The sequence below is a fragment of the Actinomadura rugatobispora genome, from assembly GCF_042656285.1.
Lineage (GTDB): Bacteria > Actinomycetota > Actinomycetes > Streptosporangiales > Streptosporangiaceae > Spirillospora > Spirillospora rugatobispora.
Genome location: NZ_JBHSON010000024.1, coordinates 105,078 through 121,089, shown reverse-complemented (window position 1 = coordinate 121,089; position 16,012 = coordinate 105,078). Strand labels below are relative to the sequence as shown.

The following is a 16,012-nucleotide window of genomic DNA, read 5'->3' as shown; positions in this document are numbered from 1 at the left end:
ACCCGCACCTCCGGGACGATGCTGTCGTTCCTGTTCAGCGGGCTGTTCCAGCGCTACCCCAACCTCAAGATCGCCCTGTCGGAGGGCGAGGCCGGCTGGATCCCCTACTTCCTGGAGCGCGCCGAGCAGGTCCTCGACAAGCAGCGCCACTGGGTCAAGAAGGGCGTCCGCTTCCAGCAGCACGCCGGCGCCAGCGGCATCGACCTGGACACCCTGGACATCCGGGGCACCTTCCGGGACCACATCTTCGGCTGCATCATCGACGACGCGCACGCGATCGCCAGCATCGAACTCGGTCACATCCCCGAGGACAACATCATGTGCGAGACCGACTACCCGCACTCCGACACCACGTGGCCCGACTCGATCAGCGTGATCAAGAACCGGATCAACCACCTGCCGGAGGAGACCCAGTACAAGATCCTGCGCGGCAACGCCGAGCGCCTCTACCGGTTCACCCCGGCCGAGCCGCCCGTCCTGGCCACCGCCTGAACGGACCGGACCCGACATGACCGACCCGACCGTCACCGTCGACCGGGAACTGTGCCTGGGCAGCGGCATGTGCATCGTGTACGCGCCCGAGACCTTCGCCCATGACGACGAGGCCAAGGCCGTCGTCGTCGACCCGGCGGCGGATTCCCTCGACGCCCTCCGGACCGTGGTGGACGCCTGTCCCACCGGCGCGATCCGGCTGACCGACCACGCACCGGACACGGACGGAGCAGAGAAGTGAGCGGCAAGCTGCTCGAAGGCAAGAACGCCATCGTCACCGGCGCCGGCTCCGGGGTCGGCGAGGCCGCCGCGGTCCGGTTCGCCGAGGAGGGCGCGCGCGTGGTGTGCGCCGACATCCGGCTGGAGACGGTCAAGGAGACGGTCCGCCGGATCGAGGAGGCCGGGGGCACCGCCGTCGCCGTCGAGTGCGACGTCTCCCGCGAGGACGACGTCGTCTCGATGGTGGCGGCGGCCGCCGAACGCTTCGACCGGCTCGACGTCATCTACAACAACGTGGGCGTCCCGACACCGCGCCTGGGCGCCAAGCTGGAGGACCACACCGCCGAGGACTTCCTGCGCCTGGTCGGGGTCAACTTCGGCGGCGTGTTCTACGGCTCCAAGCACGCGGTCCTGCAGTTCAAGCGGCAGGGCACCGGCGGCGTCATCCTCAACACCGGCTCGGTCGCGGGCATGGTCGCCTGGGGCGGGTCGGTGTACGGCGCCACCAAGGGCGCGGTGCACCAGCTCACCCGCGCCGTCGCCATCGAAGGGGCGCCGTTCGGCATCCGGGCCAACGCCATCTGCCCGGCCGGGATGCCCTTCACCGGCTTCATGGCCGCCGGAGGGCTGGACACCGGCGGCGCCGCCCAGGAGGCGGTGACCCGGCAGACGGCGGAGAACCACCCGCTGGGCCGTCCCATCACGGCCGAGGACTGCGCCGAGGCCGCCGTCTACCTGGCCTCCGACCGGGCCGCCAACATCACCGGCGTGCTGCTGCCGGTCGACGGCGGCTACGTGGCGAAGTGACGTGAAGAGAAGAGCGACATGACCGAGAACAGCACGACGGAACAGCTCGACCGTGACCGCGTACGCGAACTGTTCGACCTGCGCAGCTCCTACAACGCGCACATGGGCGGCGGGTACCGGGACGACCCGTACCCGATCTGGAAGCGGCTGCGGGAGCAGGCCCCGGTGCACCCGGGGATCGTCCACGAGCTGACCGGGTTCGAGGGGCCGGCGTTCTTCCAGGGCCTGCCGCACCCCGACCGGCCGCACTTCTCCGCCTTCACCTGGGAGGCGTGCGACGCCGCGTACCGCAACGCCGAGGTGTTCTCCGCCTCGCTGCAGCCGGTCGACCCCAACAACGGCAACTACGACGCCATGAACAGCATGCTGTCGATGGGCGGTGACCAGCACCGCCGCTACCGCCAGCTGGTCCAGCCGTCCTTCGTGCCGGCCAAGGCCGAGTGGTGGATCCGCAACTGGATCGAGGAGACCGTCCACCACCTCATCGACGGGTTCGCCGCCGAGGGCCGCGCCGAGCTGAACGTGGACTTCTGCGCCGCCATCCCGGTCCTGACCATCACCGGCAGCTTCGGCGTCCCCGTCGACCAGGCCCTCGACATCCGGGAGGCCCAGTCCCGGCCGGGCGACCTGGTCGAGATGATCAAGCCGATCGTGGCCGCCCGCCGGGAGAACCCGCAGGACGACCTGATCAGCATCCTGGTCGAGGCCGAGATGAAGGACGACAACGGCGTCCCGCAGCGCCTCACCGACGACGAGATCTACTCCTTCGCCGTCCTGCTGCTGACCGCCGGGTCGGGCACCACCTGGAAGCAGATGGGCATCACCCTCACCGCCCTCCTCCAGCGCCCCGAGGTGCTGAAGAAGGTCAACGAGGACCGGACGCTGCTGCGCCCGGCGATCGAGGAGGCCCTGCGCTGGGTGCCCACCGACCCGATGTTCTCCCGGTACGTCACCCGCGACATCGACTTCCACGGCGTCCACCTGCCCGAGGGCTCGGTGCTGCACATCTGCCTGGGCGCGGCCAACCGCGACCCGGCCCGCTGGGACAACCCCGACGACTACGACATCACCCGCAAGACCAAGGCGTCCTTCGCCTTCGGCGGCGGCGCCCACATCTGCCTGGGCATGCACGTCGCCCGCGCGGAGATGCGGGTCGGGATCGGCGCCCTGCTGGACCGGCTGCCGAACCTGCGGCTCGACCCCGACCGCGAGCCGCCCCGGTTCATCGGCATGTACGAGCGCGGCGCCACCGAGATCCCCGTCGTCTTCGGATGACCTCCCCCATGAGCCTCTGCGAAGGAGCACGCACGTGACCGAAGCCGGTTACCAGAAGCCCGACCTCGACCTCGTCGGCGCCGCGCACGTGAAGCGCTACCGGGAGACCGACGGCGAGGTCGGCTACGAGTGGAACGGCGCGAACATCCTGCTGCTCACCACCAAGGGCCGCAAGAGCGGGCAGGAGCGCACCTCCGCCCTGATCTTCGGGCGGGACGGCGACGACTACCTCGTCGTGGCCTCCACGGGCGGCATGCCCAAGCACCCGGCGTGGTATCTGAACCTCGAGGCCGACCCGAACGTGGAGATCCAGGTCAAGGCCGAGAAGATCCCCGTCGTGGCGCGGACGGCCCCGGAGCCGGAGCGGTCCCGGCTGTGGAAAATCGCGACGAGCTACTGGCCCAACTACGATACTTACCAGACGCGCACCGAGCGGGTCATCCCGGTCGTCGTGCTGTCCCCGAGGCGAGAAGGCACCACCACGTGACGACGAAGGATGCGATGCCCGCCGCCGGCCGCGACACGCCGGCCGGCGGCGGCACGGCGGCGGGTCCCGGCACGACCGGCGACCCGCCGGCATCCTGGGCCGACCGGGCCGCGGACCGGTCCCCTTCAGTCCAGCGCTCGCGCACGCGCAGCGTCCGGCAGGTGAAGGGGATCGTGGACGCGGCCCGTCGGCTCATCCGCACCAAGGGGTCCTCCTTCACCACGCAGGAGCTGGCGAAGGAGGCCGGGATCGCGCTGCAGACGTTCTACCGGCACTTCGCCGGCAAGGACCAGCTCCTCCTCGCCGTCTTCGAGGAGGAGATCACCACGGCGGCCGCCCGCACCGACGCCGCCATGAGCGAGCTGCCCGACCCCGTGACGCGGCTGCGCTACTTCTTCACCAGCACCCTCGAGTCGCTGGGCGAGCCGGGCGGCGCCGCCGCGCAGGACCAGGACGGCGCCGCGGCCGACGCCCCGGGAGGCGCCTTCGGGCCGCGGTTCGTCACCGCCGAGCACTGGCGCCTCCACCAGCTCTTCCCCGACGAGATGGCCCAGGTCAACCAGCCCGTCGCCGACCTGATCGAGCGGGAGCTGCGCGAGGCGGCCGCCCTGGGCCTGCTCAAGCCGGCGAATCCGGCCAGCGACGCGTGGTTCGTGATGAAGCTGGTGATGTCCGTTTACCATCACTACGCCTTCGCCACCCCCCACGAGCGCTTCGAGGACATCGCCGATCACCTGTGGGGGTTCTGCCTCGCGGCCTTCCGCGGCGACCCGGACACAACCCCCCTCAGAGAGACCCCCCTCAGCGAGACACGGCCTTGAACGACTCGTGGTCGGCCGCGGCCGTCCCGAGCCTGCGCTGGAGCGTGCTGGTGATCTCCGGGGCCACCTTCAGGGTGATGCTCCAGAGGTAGAAGCCGTGGATGATGCCGCGGCGGAAGCCCAGCCACGCGTCGTCCCAGGACGGGGCGACGATCCCGGCCGCGCCCAGCCTGTCGAGGTAGTGGCGCAGGAGGTCCTTCTCGCTCCGCCGCCGGTCCTCCACGGTGAGCGTGGACGCGATGTGGTAGCCGACGTCCAGGTACCACGGGCCGCGCTGCACCAGCTGCCAGTCCACGAACGACGGCTTCCCCTCGCCGTCGAGGTAGAGGTTGCCGACGTGGGCGTCCCCGTGGATCACCGACCACGGCGACTCGTCGGCCGTCTCCCTGGCCAGCGCCCCGTAGACCGCGTAGAGCAGGTCGGGGTCGCGGACCTCGTCGGGAACCCCCGCGCCGATCTCGCTCTCGAAGTTGCCGCGGATCTCCTTGACGCCGCGGTGGGTGAGATGGCCCTGGAGCCGCGGCGCCAGCCAGTCCGCCTCGCGGGCGGCGGGGTCGCCCCAGGTCGCCGAGTGCAGCCTGGCGAGCTGCTCGAGGCTCTGCGCGGTCTGGTCGGGGGTGTAGTCGCTGGTGGCGTCCAGGAACGTGCCGCCCTGGGCGACGACGTCCTCGGTGATGACCACGCCGTGCTGGGTCTCGGGGTCGATGTCGGCGTACACGCTGCGCAGGGTCCGCACGCCGCTGGTGGCCGCCATGTTCCGGTAGAAGGACACCTCGGGGACCCCGGCGCGGCGGGCGTCCCAGGTGCCGATGTCGGAGAAGTAGCCCTTTCCGCACAGCTCCGATGACAACCCGCTGGGGAGACCGCCCTCGCACTCGATGCTGAAGCGGGCGTTGGTCGACACCCGGCTCACCACCGGCCCGGGGGTGACGCTGGTGATCCGGATGCCCGGAAAACGCGGGGCGAGCGCCGAATTGAGCCATTCCGGCGACATCAGGTCCGTCATCGTGCTGGGAACTGGAAGGGAACCTTGGTTCGGCATTTTCTCCCTTTGCTTGCCGTGTGCGTTCTCTGCAGGCCCGGCGCCGTCGGCTCTCTGGACGGCGCCGGCCTGGATTCCGGACGTTTCCGCGGCCGTTCCCCGGGCCATTGCGGGGCCATTCTCGGGAATGGCGTGCCGCGTTTCGCGCCCGGGGGCCGGCTCGTGTCCGGATGACTGGGGGGTGGTTCCTCGGGGGTGGGTTCGTTAGGCGGCCGCCCGCTTCGGGCCGAGGCCGGGGGCCGGCGGCGCCGCCGGCACGGGCGTCCGGCGGACGCTGCCGATGAGCGCGGCGAGGACCAGGCTCACCACGGCCGCGCCGATGATGAGCAGGCACGCGGAGGTGATCGCCGCCTCGGTCGGCAGGTGCGTGCCGGGCACGGTCCGGGTGGCCATGATCACCGAGGTCAGCGACAGGCCGCAGGCGATCGAGACGTTCAGCGTCACCCGGTTCATCCCGGTCGCCGCGCCGGTCTGCGCGGACGGCACCACCTCGACGATCAGGATCGGCAGCGCGCTGAAGGCGAAGGCGGAGCCCACGTTGATGAGGATCAGGCAGCCGATGGTGCCCGGCAGGTTCTGCACCAGGAAGATCCACATGGTGCCGCCGGCGATGTAGAGGACGCAGGCGGTCAGCAGCGACCAGCGGGCGCCCATCAGCTGGGCGATCCGCCCGCTCACCGCCGCACCGCCGTAGCCGATCACGGCGATGAACAGCATCACCACGCCGGAGGTCGTGGCCGTCAGCCCGTGCCCGACCGGCGCGCGCTCGGGCAGCTGCATGATCACCGGAACCATGATCGAGGACGCGCCCATCGGCCCGAGGCCGACCAGGACCGTCGCCAGGGTGGTCAGCGCCACCTTGCGGTCGCCGAACTGGCGGACGTCCACGATCGGCTCCCGGACGCGGCGCTCCCACCACACCCAGAGGGCCAGCGCGGCCAGCCCGAGCCCGATCGGCAGGAGCACCCGCGGGTCGGTCCAGCCCCACTTCTCGCCCTGGGTGACGCCGAACAGCACGCCGCCGGTCGCCGGGACGAGCAGCACGGCGCCGACCATGTCGACGGAGGGCCGGGGCCTGAGCCCGGGCGTGCGCGGCAGCCCGATCAGCCCGGTCAGCGCCGCGGCGGTCCCCATCGCCGTGGCCACGATGAACATCAGGCGCCAGCCGCTGTGGTCGAGCAGCACCCCGGCGAGCAGGGCGCCGCCGCCGGCGCAGATCGGGACGATGCCGCCGAGCAGCGCGATCGCCAGCGGCACCCGCCGCTCCGGCAGCAGCTCGCGGACCAGGGCGAACGACAGCGGCAGCGCGCCGGCGGCCAGGCCCTGCACGCCGCGGCCGAGCGTCACCATCCACAGGTCGGCGGCCAGCACGCTGATGAGCGAGCCGCAGGCGGCGGCCGCCAGGACGAACACCAGGACGTTCCTGCGCCCGAAGATGTCGCCGAGGCGCCCGGCGGTGGCGGCGGAGGCGGCTCCCACGAGGAGGTAGGCGGTGGTGGTCCAGCCGACGGCCGCGGCGTCGGCCTCGAAGACCCTCATGAAGGTCGGGATGGCGGCGATCGCCATGGCGGTCTCGAAGACCGCGAAGACCTCGATCGCGATGAGGACGATCAGGATGCGCGCGTGGGGGCTTCCGGTGGGCGTGCTGGATCTGTCCGGCGAGATGGTCATCGACGTCTCCGGGCGCTGGGGTGGGGTGGGGAGTTCGGCCGGGTGACTGTCGAGGCACGGCGGTCGCGGGCCCCGGGTCGCGTCAGGAATTGGTCGGGTGGGATCGGTCCGGTGCGGTCCCCTCCGCGGTGCGGACCAATTCGACCCCCATCAAATTCGGCCTGCTCCGGAGAGGCTATATGCGTCGTAGCCTAATAAGGAGAAGCCCATATGTCCATAAGCAGGGAGAAGATCATTGTCCTGTTCAGAGCACGGGATTCTCACGTACCGTGGCCGGTCGGGCCGTATTCGCGGACAGCCGGCACGACCTCGTCCATAAGGCGGTGCACGACCGTGTCGGCGTCACCGGTTCCGGGCGCGGGCATGAAGACGAAATGCCGCGCGCCGGCGTCCACGAACTCCCGCAGCCTGAGCGCGACCTCCTCGGGCGTGCCCGCCGCCGCGACGCGGTCGACCATCGGCCCGAAGTCCTGGTCGTAGTTGCCGCCCATCGTGCGCGCCGCCTGCTCCCGGGCCCGCCGGCCGTCGTCGTCCACGTTGACGAAGACGAAGGCGTACCACTCGAAGCCGCCGAGGTCGCGGCCCGCCTCGCCCGCGATCCGGCGGATCGTCCGGACCGAGTCCGCGTAGCGGCGCGGCGAGTACAGGTAGGGGATCCAGCCGTCGCCGAGCAGCGCGGCCCGCCGCATCGCCGGCTCCTTGCGGCCCGCGACGACGATCGGCGGGCCCCCGGGCTGCTCCGGCGCGGGATGCACCTTCACCTCGCGCATCGGGTAGAAGGCGCCCTCGTGCGTGATCTCCTCGGCGGTCCACAGCCGGCGCAGCAGCGGGATCGCCTCGTCGGTGCGCCGCCCCCGCTCGCCGAGGGGGACCTGGCAGGCGCGGAACTCCTGCGGGTACTCCCCGCCGACGCCCACGCCGAGGACCAGCCGCCCCCCGGTCGCGCGATCGAGATCGGCCACCTGCTTGGCCACCACCGCGGGCGGATACAGCGGCAGGAGCAGCACGGACGTGCCCAGCCGCACCCGCTCGGTGACCGCCGACAGGCGGGCGAGGCTCATCATCGCCTCCGTCGAGGGGTTGCGCGAGGCGACGTGCCCGCCGGTCCACAGCGAGTCGATCGGCAGCGCCTCCAGCGCCGCCGCGCGCCGCAGGTCGCCGCCCGCGACGAACCCGATCGAGATGCCGTCCGCCGCGCCCTGCCCGCCCGCCGCGCCTTGCCCGTCCGCCGGGCTCTGCTCGTCCGCCGCGCCGCGCCCGTCCACCGCCGCCTCCTCAGCCGCCGCGGGTCTCGACCAGCCGGCCGCGGTTGACCTTCGTCGCCGCGCTGCGCGGGATGGCGTCGACCAGCTCGATCGTCTTCGGGACCTTGTACGCCGCGAGCCGGCTCTTGGCGTAGGCGCGCACCTCGTCGAACGTCGGGGGCGCCGCCGGGTCCGCCGGCTCGATGACGGCGTGCACCCGCCGCCCCCACTCGGGGTCGCGCAGCCCGATCACCACGATGTCGGCGATCTTCGGATGGTCGATCAGCGCCGACTCGACCTCGGCCGGGAACACGTTCGCGCCGCCCGTGATGATCATGTCGACCCGGCGGTCCACGAGGTACAGGTAGCCGTCGGCGTCGACGTAGCCCATGTCCCCCACGCCGCGGAAGCCGTCCGGCGTCTCCGGCAGCTGCGGCGCCTGGCCGAGGTAGGTCGAGCCGCCGTACGACGGGGAGCGCAGGAAGATCTCGCCGATCTCGCCCGCCGGCAGCTCCCGGCCGTCCTGGTCGAGGATCTTCACCTCGGTGCCGCGCATGCCGCGCCCGACGCTGCCCTCGTGCTCCATCCACTCGTCGCCGCGCAGCGCGGTGATGCCGATCGCCTCGGTCATCCCGTAGGCCATGACGATGCGCTCCGGGCCGATCAGCTTCGCCCACCGGTGCACCAGCGACGGCGGCATCGGCGCCGCGCCCTGCTGGAAGAACGCCAGGCTGGACAGGTCGCGGTCGTCGGCCCCGGGGGCGTCCGCCATCCGCTGCAGCATCGTGGGCGTCGCGGTGAACGTCGTGACGCGGTGCCGCTCGATCAGTTCGAGGGCCAGCCTGGCGTCGAACTTCTCCATCACCACCAGCCGGTCGCCCGCGAGCAGGTTCTGCAGCGTCACGAACGCGTTCACGTGGTACATCGGCGCCAGCACCAGGACCGTCTGCGGCCGCGCGACCGGCATCCACGCCTCGGCCATCGGCGTGCTGTACACCGGGTCGAAGTACCCGGGCGCCGAGCTCAGGATGATCTTCGGGGTGCCGGTGGAGCCGCTGCTGCAGATCCCCTGCAGGTGCGGGGCCACCACGTCGGGCAGCTCCGGAACGTCCCGGGCGGCGGTGGCCTCGATCCACTCCAGGTCGTCCTGGCCGAGGTAGACCCGGCAGTCGATCACCTCGCGGAGCCGCTCCAGCTCCCAGTCCGGCACGTCCCAGCGCACCGGCACCGGCACCGCGCCCAGCTTCCACGTCGCCAGGGCGCTGATCGCGAACTGCGGCGAGTTGCGCAGGCCCAGCCCGACCCGGTCGCCCTGGCCGACGCCGCGCTCGGCGAGCGCCCCGGCCAGGCGGCTCGACCGGTCGTCCAGCCACCGGTAGGTGACCGCCTCCTCGGTGCCGTCGAGACGCACCTGGAGGTAGGCCGCCTCGTCCGGGCGCGCCTCGGCGATCCGCGCGATCTGCCTGCCCTGGGTCACCTTCGCGTCCTGCACGGTCACGTCACTCACTCCAGCCGATCGCGCACCGGGGTGCGGGCCACCACGGACGAGCGGGGTGACCACCTGCCAAGACGTCCTAAGTAGAACGTTCCTCTACCAAAACAGAACTACCGATACGTGTCAACGGCAGCTATGTTCTACAACTGTCAGAACAGCGTTCTACAAACGGCCTGACAAACGACGACGCGGCCACCGGGGGAGCGGTGGCCGCGTCGAGCGAGCGGGAGCGCCGGGAGAGGCAGAGGGCAGCGGGGTCAGGCGCCCGCGGCGGCCTGGCAGGTGTTGGCGGCGGGCTTGCCGGCGTACCGGTCGGCCAGGAACTTCAGCGTGTCGCCGTTGCGGAGGACCATCTCCAGGGCGTGCTCGCCGACCTTGTCGCGGACGGTCTGGATCGTGGCGCCCTTCGCGCACCAGTCCTGGACGAGCTTGTTCGCCTGGCCGACGGGCACGATCTCGTCGGTGTCGGCGTGGTAGTTGAAGATCGGCGTCGCCGGGGCTGCGGCGCCCATCGTGTTGCGCTTCAGCACGGCCCGCACGCGCGGCACCGCCAGCGGGTCCGCCACGACGCTGTAGTCCGCCAGCTTCTTGAACGCGAACCCGGTCAGCAGCTCGGTCAGGCACTTGCCGCGGGCGTCGGCGAGCGCCTTGCGGCCCGCCTCGTTCATGAGCGGCTCGAGGTCCATCTCGGGGAACTCGGTGGCGAGGCTGGTGGCCGCGGCGGCCTCGAAGCCGGAGAAGACGCCGCCGTCCAGGAAGCGGGCCACCGCCTCGGGGTCGGCCGGGGTGCCGCCCATCGCGGCGCCCTTCAGCGTGATCTCCGGGGCGTAGGACGGCTGCGTCTGCGCGGCCCAGCCGGTGGCCTGGGCGCCTCCGGAGTAACCGTTCAGCGTCCAGGGGTTGCCCTGGCCGATGCCCGGTGCGCCGGTGAAGTTCTTCACGGCGCGGATGCCGTCCAGGACGGCGTGCGCCGCCTGCGGGCCGGCCATGAACACCGACTTGGGCCCCTCGTGGTCGGGCATCGCCACGGCCCAGCCCTGGTTGAGCAGGTGCGCCGACCACGCCGCCGGCCAGCCGGCGATGACGCTGCCCGACGACAGCCCGTAGGAGGGGGCGCACTGGGTGCCGGTGGCGTCCTCGGCGGCCTGCACCGACACGATCGGCCGCGGGCCGCCGCCCGTCCACGCCTTCTTCGGCACGAGCAGGCTCGTGACGATCAGGTTCGGCGCCATGTGGGAGTCGTTGCTGCGGTAGGAGATCTGCCAGGTGTCGGTGGTGGTGGCGTAGTCGCCGACCTTCGGGGTGATCTTCCTGCTGCCCACGATCTGGCCCGGCCGGTACGAGGCGATGTTCGCGGGCGCGGCGTAGAACGGGTCCTCGTCGGGCGGCACCGATCCGGCGGGCGGGTCGTCCGCGCGGGCCGGGGCCGCGAACGCCGTCAGCGCCAGGGCCGCGCCGAGCGACACCGCGGCCGCGCCGGCCGCTCCTCTTCTCAATGACGACGGCAGCAGGCGCATGGGGGGCACTCCAGGGGGGCGGGTGGCGGATGACCACACCTTCTCCCGGCGGAAGCCGCGGGGGTACTGGCATGAGAGCGGATCTCCGGGCCCCGATTTAGCGCCCGCCAACAAACTTTCGCGCCGCGGATGGTGTGAACTGCTGCCTAGCCAATCGGCTACTTACCAAGTAGCCGATCGGCTACGAATGCCCCCCGTTCCCGCCCCGCCGGGCAGCACAGACGAGGACTGAGTTCCGTGACCGACGACATCCCCCAGAACCCGCAGACCGCCCCCGGCATCGGCCGCCGCCGCGTCCTGGGCGCCGCCGCGCTCGGCGCGCTCGGCGCCGCGGCCCCCGGCACGGCCTGGGCCCGCACCGCCCCCGCCCGCAGGGTGCCGACCACCGAGCAGCGCGAACGGGCCGTCATCATCGGCACCGGCTTCGGCGGCGGCGTGACCGCCCTGCGGCTGGCCCAGGCCGGCGTACGGACCCTCGTCCTGGAACGCGGCCTGCGCTGGCCCACCGGCCCCAACGCCACGACCTTCCCCCGGATGGCCAACGTCGACCGCCGCACCTCGTGGCTGACCAACCGCAGCATGCTCCCCGGCATCATCAAGTTCTGGAAGCCCTACACCGGGCTGATCGAGACCCTCCAAGAGAACGGCATGACCCTCAACTGCGGCGCCGCCGTCGGCGGCGGGTCGCTGATGTACCACGGCATGACGCTGCAGCCGTCCGAGGAGCACTTCGCCCTCTCCATGCCGACGGCCGCGCACGACTACGACGCCCTGAACAGCTGGGCCTACCCCACCGTGGCCAGGATGCTGAAGGTCTCCACGGTGCCCGACGACGTGCTGGCCTCCGCCCCCTACCGCTCGTCCCGGATGTTCCTGGACGCCGCCCCCAAGGTCGGCCTGGAGCCGTTCCGGGTGCCGCTGCCGGTCGACTGGAGCTTCGTCCGCGGCGAGCTTGAGGGCAGGTACACGCCGACCTACACCACCAACGACATCAGCTTCGGCGTCAACAACGGCGGCAAGCACTCCATCGACGTCACCTACCTGGCCGCCGCCGAGGCCACCGGCAACATCCGGGTCGAGACGCTGCACGTCGTCCGCGACATCGCGATGGACGCGCAGAAGCGCTGGGTCGTGCACGTCGACCGCATCAACACCGACGGCGAGCTGCAGGAGCGCAAGCGGATCACCACCGACGCGCTGTTCCTCAACGCCGGCTCACCCGGCACGACCCGGCTGCTGGTCAAGGCGCGCGCCAAGCGCCTGGTGCCCGACCTGCCCGACGCCGTCGGCACCCAGTGGGGCAACAACGGCGACCGGATCTACGCCTGGGCGCTGATGAACGACGACCCCGGACGGCCCCAGGGCGGCCCCGCCTGCGTCGGCGGGCGCGCCACCGACGACCCCATCCCGTACACGATCATCCACGCGGGGCTGCCCGTCGAGCTGCCCGACTTCGCCAAGGCGATGATCGTCGTCGGCTTCGGCATCAACAAGCCCGCCGGCACCTGGAGGTACGACGTCCTCAAGGACGACGCCAAGCTGACCTGGCCCTCCAGCGGCGACGCCGAACTCCAGGCGCTCATGCGCAAGCGCTTCGACCGGTTCACCCAGACCGGCGGCGGGATCCTGGTCGACACCAACGCGCTGGAGCCGTCCACCTGGCACTCCCTGGGCGGCGTGCCCATGGGCGGCGCGGTCGACCGGTTCGGGCGGGTGCTGGGCCACCGCGGCCTCTACGTCCTGGACGGCGCGCGCATCCCCGGCTCCACCGGCGCCTGCAACCCGTCCATGACCATCGCCGCGCTGGCCGAGCACAGCATGGCCACCCTCGTCCGCACCGACGTCGGATCCGTCTTCTAGGGCCTGTCTCTAAGTGGCCTCAGGTACCGCGCGAGCGCGTTACCTGGCCGGTGGCGCGACGCCGGAGGCGAGCGTCACCGGCCAGATCGCGAAGCGATGCCGCGCTCGCCAAGGCCCGGTTTGGGGCGAGCCGCCAGGCGAGCGCCGTAGGCCGGGACTTTGAGACACAGCCTAGGCGGGGTGCGCGTCGCGGCCGGGCACGCCGCCCGGCCGCGACCGCGGCAGCGGCCGCAGGCGCAGCAGGCGGCGGGCGATGCCGAGCAGATGGCGGCGCAGAGTCTCGTCGTCGAGGCCGTCCAGCCGCGGGTCCATGCCGACGGCCAGCAGGGCGGAGCTGACCATGGCGGCGCTGACGACCGTCTCGGTGTCCGGGTCGGGCCCGGTGATGACGCGGTCGATGCGCGCCTCCAGCGCCCGCAGGGCGGGACGCTCCCGCATGAGGGCGCTGATGGTGGGATCGGTCCGGATGACGGCGGTCAGCCGGCGGTGGCTCACGACCAGGTCCACGACGCCGGACAGCACGGCGCCGAGCTGGTCGGACCGCCGCTTGCGCGCCTCCGCCGCCTCGGCCACCCTCGTGAGCTCGTCCAGCGCGGGCGCGATCACCGCCCAGACGATGTCCTCCTTGCTCTGGAACTGGTGGTAGACGGCGGCCTTGGTCACCCCGAGCTCGTCCGCGATCATCTGGAGCGAGGTGCCGGCGACACCGTGCCGCGCGAACAGCTTCAGGGCCACGGCCAGCACCCGTTCCCGGGCCGCTCCCGCGCGCCGGCTCATCTCACCCATGATCGAGGCATCATCTCAGGCCCGGCCCGTGGCGGGCACCCGGGCCCGTCAAGCCTGGCCTGCTCATCCGGGCAGGCCGACGGCTATGACGGCGTCCGGCCCGGCGAGGACGTACAGGGCGTCCTTTCCGGGGAGCACGGCGGTGGGGGGACGCCCGTGGGGGCGCAGGTCGAGCCGCTGCACGATCCGGCCGCTGAGCGGGTCGTGCGACGTGACCTCCCACTTGCCGGGGACGTGCAGCCGCCCCCCGGCGAGCACGGGCTCGCCCGCGGACGGGTCGGTTCCGCGCTCCCAGCGCACGCGGCCGTCGCCGGCCCGCAGGGCCCGGACGCCGTCGCCGCCGCAGACGAAGACCGTCCCGTCGGAGACGAGCGGAGTGAGGCGGCGGCGGAAGTCGCCCACGGGGCCCGGCGGCGCCCCCGTTTCGACGGCCCACCGCTGGCGGCCGTCACGGCGGTCGAAGGCGCGCAGCACGCCGTCTCCCGTGCCCAGGAGCAGCACATCACCGGCCGCCACAGGAAAGGCCACGCTCGGGTTGGCGCCTCCCAGCACGTTGGGGTTCACCTGTGGACGGACGCTCCAGCGGGTCGCTCCGGTACGGGCGTCGAGGGCGTGGACGTGGCGGCCCTCGACGGAGACGTACACGGTGCCGTCCGCCACGGACAGGGCCGCATCGGTGTAGATGGGTGAGGAGGGCGGCTTCCCGACCACGTTGTCATCGGCGAAGCCCGTCACCCAGCGCACGGCGCCGGTGGCGGCGTCCAGTGCGTGCACGCGCTCACGCCGTTCTCGTGCTGAGGCGCTGATGAGGTAGAGGACGCTCCCCGCGACGACGATGGGACTCACCGGCCTGCCTTCGATGTCGCGCTTCCAGACCTCTCGCCCGGTACGGGGCTCAAGCGCGTGCAGGGTGCCCGCGTCATCGGAACCGGCGACGGCGCCGATGTCGTACAGGAGGCCGTTCGCATAGGCCGTCGCAGGTATGAGTCCCGGAAACCGGCGTCGCTGTGACCAGTGCACGGTTCCGTTGTCGGCGTCCACCTCGTGGAGCTCGTCGATGCTGCGCACCCGGACTCCCCCGGGGCCTGCGACCACCTCCCCCCGATAGCGTCCGAAGACGTTGAGGGGGCGGCGCCACCGGTAGCGTCCCGTCGCGGTGTCCAGGCAGCACAGGTCCAGCCGTGGGCCGCCCGAATGGGTGACGACGGTCCGGTCCAGAAGAAGCAGGCCGCGGCCCAGGACGGGTCCGAACTCGTAGCCGGACACCAGCGTGGCACGGGCAGCCCAGAGGACGTCCGCCTGCGGAGAGTCGGCGTCCGCGAACGCGCGGACCGCCCCCATGCCCGCGAGCGCCGCCGCCGCTGCTCCGGTGACGCGCAGGACGGCACGGCGCCGCGGATGCGGGCGGCGGCCCGGCGCCGGAGGCGGGATCGGCGTGGCCTGTTCGGCGATGTCGTGGGTCACGGGCACCGGCAGCCAGCCCGTGCCTGCGGCGCTCGGCGACAGCAGGGCGGCCAGCCGCTCCGTGCCGGGCCGCCGGGCCGGGTCCCCGGCCAGGCACGCGGCGACGACGTCCCGCAGGCCCGCGTCGCCGACACCGCCCAGTTCGGGACGCCCGTGCGCGATCCGGCCGAGCAGTTCCGGCAGCGGAGCCGCACCGAACGGCGGCGATCCGGTGCGGCAGAACAGCAGGACCCCGCCGAGCGCGAAGACGTCCGCGGCGGGGGTGACGGGGGCGCCGGTGATCTGCTCGGGCGCCATGTACGCGGGCGACCCGGCGGCCCGCCCGGCGGTCCCGTCGACGGTGCTGATCTCGGGGCCGCCCGCGATGCCGAAGTCCACGACCCGCGGCCCGTCGGGGGTCAGCAGGATGTTCGCCGGTTTCAGATCGCGATGCACGACCCCGGCCCGGTGGATCGCCCCGAGGGCCTCGGCGAGCGCGGCCCCGAGCCGCCGCGTGGCCTCGACGCCCAGCGGGCCGTGCCTGGTGACGGCCTGGTCCAGGGACAGCCCCGGAAGGTAGGCGGTGGCCAGCCAGGGCCGCGGAACGTCACCCGCGTCCAGCAGAGGGGCGGTGTACGGGCCGCTCACCCGCCGCACCGCCGCCGCCTCCCGGGCGAAGCGGGCGCGGAAGCCCGCGTCCCCGGCGAGGTCGGCGTGGATGAGCTTCAAGGCCACCAGCGCGCCGTCACCCGCACGGGCGAGGAACACCTCCCCCATGCCACCGGACCCGAGGCGGCCGACGCATTCGTATCCGCCGATGCTCGCCGGGTCGCCGGGACGCAGTGCCTCCAAC

At 72.4% G+C, this 16,012-nt stretch carries 14 protein-coding genes; 7 read left to right on the top strand and 7 right to left on the bottom strand.

Annotated elements, in window-relative coordinates; all coding sequences use genetic code 11:
- The 6 genes from ACFPZN_RS19195 to ACFPZN_RS19170 form a co-directional block, all read left to right on the top strand.
- The coding region (locus ACFPZN_RS19195; protein WP_378283377.1) for an amidohydrolase family protein at positions 1-492 on the top strand (492 nt) is incomplete at its 5' end.
- A 16-nt stretch (positions 493-508) separates the two neighbouring features.
- The gene (locus ACFPZN_RS19190) at positions 509-733 is read left to right on the top strand and encodes a ferredoxin (RefSeq protein ID WP_378283376.1); all 225 of its coding nucleotides are present in this window, start codon (positions 509-511) and stop codon (positions 731-733) included.
- Positions 730-1,518 (top strand): SDR family NAD(P)-dependent oxidoreductase, encoded by a 789-nt coding sequence (locus ACFPZN_RS19185; RefSeq protein ID WP_378283375.1) that lies wholly within the window; start codon positions 730-732, stop codon positions 1,516-1,518. The genes ACFPZN_RS19190 and ACFPZN_RS19185 overlap by 4 nt, the downstream gene beginning before the upstream one ends.
- A gap of 18 nt (positions 1,519-1,536) precedes the next feature.
- Complete coding sequence (locus ACFPZN_RS19180; protein WP_378283374.1) at positions 1,537-2,793, top strand: cytochrome P450; 1,257 nt, start codon at positions 1,537-1,539, stop codon at positions 2,791-2,793.
- 34 nt (positions 2,794-2,827) lie between these two features.
- Positions 2,828-3,280, top strand: a complete 453-nt coding sequence (locus ACFPZN_RS19175) for a nitroreductase family deazaflavin-dependent oxidoreductase (protein ID WP_378283373.1) — start codon at positions 2,828-2,830, stop codon at positions 3,278-3,280.
- Positions 3,277-4,101 (top strand): TetR/AcrR family transcriptional regulator, encoded by an 825-nt coding sequence (locus ACFPZN_RS19170; RefSeq protein ID WP_378283372.1) that lies wholly within the window; start codon positions 3,277-3,279, stop codon positions 4,099-4,101. Before ACFPZN_RS19175 ends, ACFPZN_RS19170 begins: the two co-directional genes overlap by 4 nt.
- Here the strand turns inward: ACFPZN_RS19170 and ACFPZN_RS19165 are convergent.
- The 5 genes from ACFPZN_RS19165 to ACFPZN_RS19145 all read right to left on the bottom strand — a co-directional run bounded on the left by ACFPZN_RS19165 (position 4,082) and on the right by ACFPZN_RS19145 (position 11,070).
- Entirely contained in the window at positions 4,082-5,107 is a 1,026-nt protein-coding gene (locus tag ACFPZN_RS19165) for a phosphotransferase (RefSeq protein ID WP_378283371.1), read from the bottom strand. The two genes, ACFPZN_RS19170 and ACFPZN_RS19165, sit on opposite strands and share 20 nt — an antisense overlap.
- Before the next feature lie 240 nt (positions 5,108-5,347).
- Positions 5,348-6,814 (bottom strand): MFS transporter, encoded by a 1,467-nt coding sequence (locus ACFPZN_RS19160; protein WP_378283370.1) that lies wholly within the window; start codon positions 6,812-6,814, stop codon positions 5,348-5,350.
- 260 nt (positions 6,815-7,074) lie between these two features.
- A complete protein-coding gene (locus tag ACFPZN_RS19155) occupies positions 7,075-8,079 on the bottom strand; it encodes an LLM class flavin-dependent oxidoreductase (protein WP_378283369.1) in 1,005 nt (334 codons plus the stop codon).
- 10 nt (positions 8,080-8,089) lie between these two features.
- Entirely contained in the window at positions 8,090-9,556 is a 1,467-nt protein-coding gene (locus ACFPZN_RS19150) for a class I adenylate-forming enzyme family protein (protein WP_378283368.1), read from the bottom strand.
- 254 nt (positions 9,557-9,810) lie between these two features.
- Positions 9,811-11,070, bottom strand: coding sequence for a lipase family protein (locus tag ACFPZN_RS19145; protein ID WP_378283367.1), 1,260 nt, complete (start codon positions 11,068-11,070; stop codon positions 9,811-9,813).
- 237 nt (positions 11,071-11,307) lie between these two features.
- On the opposite strand from ACFPZN_RS19145, the gene ACFPZN_RS19140 reads away from it, so the two are divergent.
- Positions 11,308-12,930 carry a GMC oxidoreductase gene (locus tag ACFPZN_RS19140; RefSeq protein WP_378283365.1) on the top strand — a complete coding sequence of 541 codons (1,623 nt, stop codon included), beginning with the start codon at positions 11,308-11,310 and terminating at the stop codon, positions 12,928-12,930.
- Positions 12,931-13,101: 171 nt separating this feature from the next.
- On the opposite strand, the gene ACFPZN_RS19135 is transcribed toward ACFPZN_RS19140, so the two are convergent.
- Together ACFPZN_RS19135 and ACFPZN_RS19130 are read right to left on the bottom strand one after the other, a co-directional pair.
- Positions 13,102-13,707 (bottom strand): TetR/AcrR family transcriptional regulator, encoded by a 606-nt coding sequence (locus ACFPZN_RS19135; RefSeq protein ID WP_378283364.1) that lies wholly within the window; start codon positions 13,705-13,707, stop codon positions 13,102-13,104.
- A gap of 72 nt (positions 13,708-13,779) precedes the next feature.
- Positions 13,780-16,011, bottom strand: coding sequence for a serine/threonine-protein kinase (locus ACFPZN_RS19130; RefSeq protein ID WP_378283363.1), 2,232 nt, complete (start codon positions 16,009-16,011; stop codon positions 13,780-13,782).
- Position 16,012 lies beyond the last annotated feature (1 nt).